This window comes from Streptomyces sp. NPDC096310 (genome assembly GCF_044763125.1).
GTDB lineage: Bacteria > Actinomycetota > Actinomycetes > Streptomycetales > Streptomycetaceae > Streptomyces.
Genome location: NZ_JBIWFO010000056.1, coordinates 1 through 4,479 on the forward strand (window position 1 = coordinate 1; position 4,479 = coordinate 4,479).

A 4,479-nucleotide genomic window follows, 5' to 3' on the forward strand; every position below is an offset into this window, starting at 1 on the left:
TGTCCTTCGACAATGAAGTTAGTCGAGTGCGGGTGCGTGACCTGGGTGGACTTGGTTGGTTGGCAAGGAAGACCCGCAGTGCGGGCATTGAGGTACTTGGTTCTGGACGTAGAGCCTGATGGTGCCGTAGGAGATCGAGGTCTCGTGCTCGTCCATGAGTTTCACCCAGATGTCCCTGGGGCGGCCGTGGCCGGATTCGATCATGGAGTCGATGAGGTGTTGGACGGGATCGATGGCGGTCGGCCGACGAGGCAGGGGTTTGCGGGGACGGGGTTCGAGGCCGTCGAGGGCGGCCCGGACAGTTCGCCAAGTGACGTTGTGCCGTCTGACCAGGGCTCTCGTCGAGAGTCCTTCCGTTTCGGCGTCGTGCCGAATCCGCCAGTAGAGCTCTTTCTTGTCGGTCTTCTTGGCAGGTGCGGGGCTCGGGCCTGGCTTGCGCCGACGGCGAGGGGGACTGGCATCGGCCAGGACTCGTTCCAGCAGTTCAGGAGGACGGCCGACCAGGACCGCGAGACGTTCGAGGCGGGGTTTCCCGAACCAGTTCGGCGAGCCGGTCAGGAAGCCGTGCAGGTAGCTGGGCTTGAGGTGGTTGGCGTGGGCCAGGCGTCGGATGTAGGAGTCGGTAGGTTCTCCGGAACGCGGCCTGACCTGGACGGGAAGCCGGTGCAGCCGCTGTTCCTGGGCCTCGGTCACCTGCGGGCCGTCTTCTTCAGCGGTGATGCCGTGGTTTCCGCGGCGTGATCCAGAGGGATCGCGTCGATCGATTCCTTCGTCACGCGTTCGGTGCCGCTGAGAATGGCGTCGATTGCGGCCCCGCGGACGGCGTGGGACAGGGCTCCGATCATGCCGTCGGTCCGGTTGTGGAGGTAACGGTCGAGTCTGACCAGGCTGCCGGGTGGGTGATCGTGCAGCAGCAGGGTGTCCTCCAGGGTGGCAACCAGCGCCTTCCACTCGGCTCCGTAAGGGAACGGACGGGTGGGCATGAGCGTGAACCGGCCCGCGATCTGGGCCCCGCGGGTTCCGGCCAGAAGCTCGCTGTTCTCGACGCCGATGCCCGCGTAGACGAACGTCGCGGGAATGCGCTCGGAGAAGTACTTCAGGGTGTCGGAGACCTCGGCGCCGGACCGGGTGACCTGCGAGATGTTGTGAATCTCGTCAACCAGGACCAGACCGGTGCGGGTGTCCGTGCAGACACCGACCACGGCCTCGATGATGTCGGTCATGTTCAGCCGGGACCGGATGGGCAGGCCCAGGAAACGGGCGAACTCGGCGGCGACCATGCGGGCGGTCGCGGCGGGTGGAACGGTGATGTAGAGCACCGGGATGCGGTCCGGGACGTTCGGATGACGTGCCCGGTCGAGGAGTTCGTGGGCCCGGCCGAGCTGGGTGATGGCGATGGTCTTGCCCGTGCCGGGCAGCCCGGAGACGATCAGGCCGCGACGCGCACTGATCGCGTGCCGGTTGAGCAGGACCAGCCGCCGCCCGCAGGTGACCGTCTTCTCGACGAAGGAGGTGGCGACCACGAGCATCCGGGCGTGATGGTCGAGCCGGCCATCGTCGTAGAGGTCCCGCTCGGTCGGGGTCAGACGCCTCAGCGCGTCACGAGACAACACAACCGGGGGTGTGAGCGGGTTCTCGATGAACTTGCGCCACCCGTCCAGGGTGGTCAGCTGCCGGTTGGCTTCGGCGTCGACTTTGCCCAACGCGGGGTGCCGGGCTGCCGGTTCGGAGATGGTCACGTGCGCCTCCAGGGGTTGGCGAGCGGATCGAACAGACCCAGCGGGATGACCTTCGCCACTTCGGCGCCGGCCTCGTCAGCGGACACGGACTCGGCGGCCTGCGGGTCAGGAACCGGCCGGCCGGTGGCGGTGGCCCGCGTGCGGGCGGCGACCCGCCGGCCCCGCTTCGAGCGTTTGGCCGTGCGGCCTTTCGCGTCGGCAGGGCCGTCGTGGGCCCGCCGCAGCAGGTCAGCGGCGGCATCCGCGATCTGTTCCTCGGACCCGCCCGGGACCTGACCGCGGGCATGGTCCCAGGCCATCTCACCGAACGGGGTGCCGACGCGGTGCAGGTGTTTCCAGAACACTGTGATCCACCGGTCGCTCTCGCCGCGGCGGTCGCGTACCCAGACACGGGAGACGTCGTAGGGGTCGTAGTGGATCTCCCACAGCCCCTTCTTCTCCACCACTCCGGAGTGCTGACGGCGCAACGGGGTCAACTCGGCGTCGTCGTAGGTGCGGTGGCTGATCCGGATGCCGTAGGAGTTGATCGCCTGCCAGCGCTCGGGCAGCAGCTCGACGTAGTCCTCGCCGCTGAAGACGGCCGGAACGTAGCCGCACGACTCCAGCAGCATCGCGTACTTCTCGTTCGGCGTGAACGCCCGCTTCGGCGAGTCCGGATCCCGCAGTCCGTCGTGCGGGCGGTTCTGCCAGATGACAATCCACTCGTCCAGCAGGCTCTGGAGTTCGGGCAGAGACCACAGCGGTCCGTCCTCCAGGCCCCGGCCCCGGCGGTCCACCGACCGGCCGGTGTAACCCGCGACGAACTGCGCGAACAGAGTCGCCACCGAACCCAGCGTTTTCTCGATCGCGCCCTTCTCGAAGGGCGATGCCTTGTGGGTCGGCTGGAGGCTGATGCCCAAGTAGCGGCAGGACGCACGGAAGTTGTTCGAGATGAAGACCTTGCCGTGGTCGCAGACGATCGTGTCCGGCACGATCACCGGCCTCGCAGCCGCGTGCTCCAGCCGCTCGTCCAGGGACATCAGCCGCCGGTGCGGCAGCACCGATCTCGACATCCGAAGTGCGTCCGGCCAGCCAGGACGCATCGTCTCGGGGGTGATGCTCCGGGCCAGGAGAGCGGAAGCGTCAGCCGCTTTCGTTGTCGGCCGCAGCACCGCGGCAGCCAGCGACCTGGTTGCCAGGTCGATCATGGCCGTCAGTTCGACCTTCTCGGCAATCCCGTCGTCCAGCCGGACCAGGACATCCAGCGGTGTGGAGTCGATCTGCATCCACTCGCCCGGCGCACAGGCCGGCACCTCCCCGAACGGTCCGGCTGGACGCGCGTTCACCGAGCGGCGTGTGGTCGCCGAGCCCGTCGCGTGGGTGCCGGCGGCCAGCTTGTCGAACAACCGGTAGAGCGTGCGCTGCGAGGGCACCTCGATGTCCTGCGCGTCCTCGCGCAAGGCTAGGATCTGCGTCGCCCGCCAGACCACGAAGCCGATCGTCTTCGACGACGCCTCCGCCGTCTCCTCGATCGCCTGCCGCATCGACTCGACCACCGCCGGAGCCACCCGGCCGAACGAGGGCATCTGCTTCGCCGACCGGCCGTCGGCCAGGCCGACCAGCCCGTCCCGCTGATAGCGCTGGCGCCGCTGCTTGATCCCGCTGGCCGTCATCGCGTGCCCGGCCGCGGTCAGCTCGGCCGCCTTGGCCCGCTCCCGCTGAGCCAGCGAGTTCCGCTCCGGGGCGAACTCCGGCCGCGGCACCGTCCCCGCAGGAGCATCCGGCGGCAGCCCGTCCAGCACCTCCAGAATGTGCCTCTCCCACCAGCGAGCCTGTTCGGCAGCGGTCTTGGGAAACTCCGCGATCCTGGCCGTCGGAGGGACCCGCCACCCCTTGCCCGCCCCTGTCACCGGAGGTGTCCGTCCGCCAAGCGCACGATGGTTGACGGCCCCAGCAGCCCCACCGACAGGCCCTCGGCGGCCAACTCACCGAGCCAGAGGAGATGGAACAGAACGGGAAGCGTCTCAAGCCGGTCCCCGGTCGCATCCGCGCCAGTCATCAACCGGACCGGTGCCGCGAAAACCTCCCGGAGCCGGGCCAGGACCGGCTCGCGCCGGCACCGGGGATGCCGGTAACGCGACAGCCACCGCACATTCGCCAGCAACACCTCCTCCGGAACCCCGACCCGCTCGAAGCCCCACCCCGCCTGACGGCAGGCCCGGCGCGTCACCTCGAACGCCTCCGCGTCCTTCGGTTTGACCCGCTCATCGGCGCGGACGTCCACGACCACCGCAGAACCGTCGACCCGGCGCACGAAGTAGTCCGGAGCGTGCCGACGCTCACGCTCCCCGTCGTGCCAGTGCAGCCAGAACGGCTGCGAGGCGATCCCCGCCACCCCGGGATCGAAGTCCATCATCAGCAGCCGGTCCCGCTCCAGCCACGACTCGAAACCGACGTGCCGCCCGGTCGTCGCCGCCCAGTACCAGCCCGAGAAGTGACGCTCACCGCGCGACCACCGGAACGGCCGCACCGCAGCCGCATCCTCGAACCGCGCCGTCACACAGTCCAGCAACGGCCGCCGCCGACGCTCACGTACCCCGTCCACGTACGACACCTCGACGTACGGCTCCGCGAATTCCACCCCGACCGGCACGGCCATCCAGCACCCCCAGCACGACGCCTCGTACGACTAGGTTCACTGGCGAGGAAGGCGAAACGACTGGGTTCGCTGTCAAACGCCCCGATTGGATGACAGCGGACA

4 protein-coding genes are annotated in these 4,479 nt (G+C 68.7%); all 4 read right to left on the reverse strand.

The features are described 5' to 3' along the window. Positions 1-18 precede the first annotated feature (18 nt). Positions 19-693, reverse strand: a complete 675-nt coding sequence (locus tag ACIQ7D_RS37370; protein ID WP_403945732.1) for a hypothetical protein — start codon at positions 691-693, stop codon at positions 19-21. Next, positions 690-1,739 (reverse strand): TniB family NTP-binding protein, encoded by a 1,050-nt coding sequence (locus ACIQ7D_RS37375; RefSeq protein ID WP_403945735.1) that lies wholly within the window; start codon positions 1,737-1,739, stop codon positions 690-692. The genes ACIQ7D_RS37370 and ACIQ7D_RS37375 overlap by 4 nt, the downstream gene beginning before the upstream one ends. Then, positions 1,736-3,262, reverse strand: a complete 1,527-nt coding sequence (locus tag ACIQ7D_RS37380) for a Mu transposase C-terminal domain-containing protein (protein WP_403945739.1) — start codon at positions 3,260-3,262, stop codon at positions 1,736-1,738. Before ACIQ7D_RS37380 ends, ACIQ7D_RS37375 begins: the two co-directional genes overlap by 4 nt. Positions 3,263-3,624: 362 nt before the next feature. Next, positions 3,625-4,377 (reverse strand): TnsA-like heteromeric transposase endonuclease subunit, encoded by a 753-nt coding sequence (locus tag ACIQ7D_RS37385; RefSeq protein ID WP_403945737.1) that lies wholly within the window; start codon positions 4,375-4,377, stop codon positions 3,625-3,627. Positions 4,378-4,479 lie beyond the last annotated feature (102 nt).

What these genes read in the sequence shown, in the direction of transcription:
- ACIQ7D_RS37380 (WP_403945739.1), bottom strand. Translation starts at nt 3,262, where the DNA reads ATGCGGCAGGCGATCGAGGAGACGGCGGAGGCGTCGTCGAAGACGATC.
- ACIQ7D_RS37385 (WP_403945737.1), bottom strand. Translation starts at nt 4,377, where the DNA reads ATGGCCGTGCCGGTCGGGGTGGAATTCGCGGAGCCGTACGTCGAGGTG.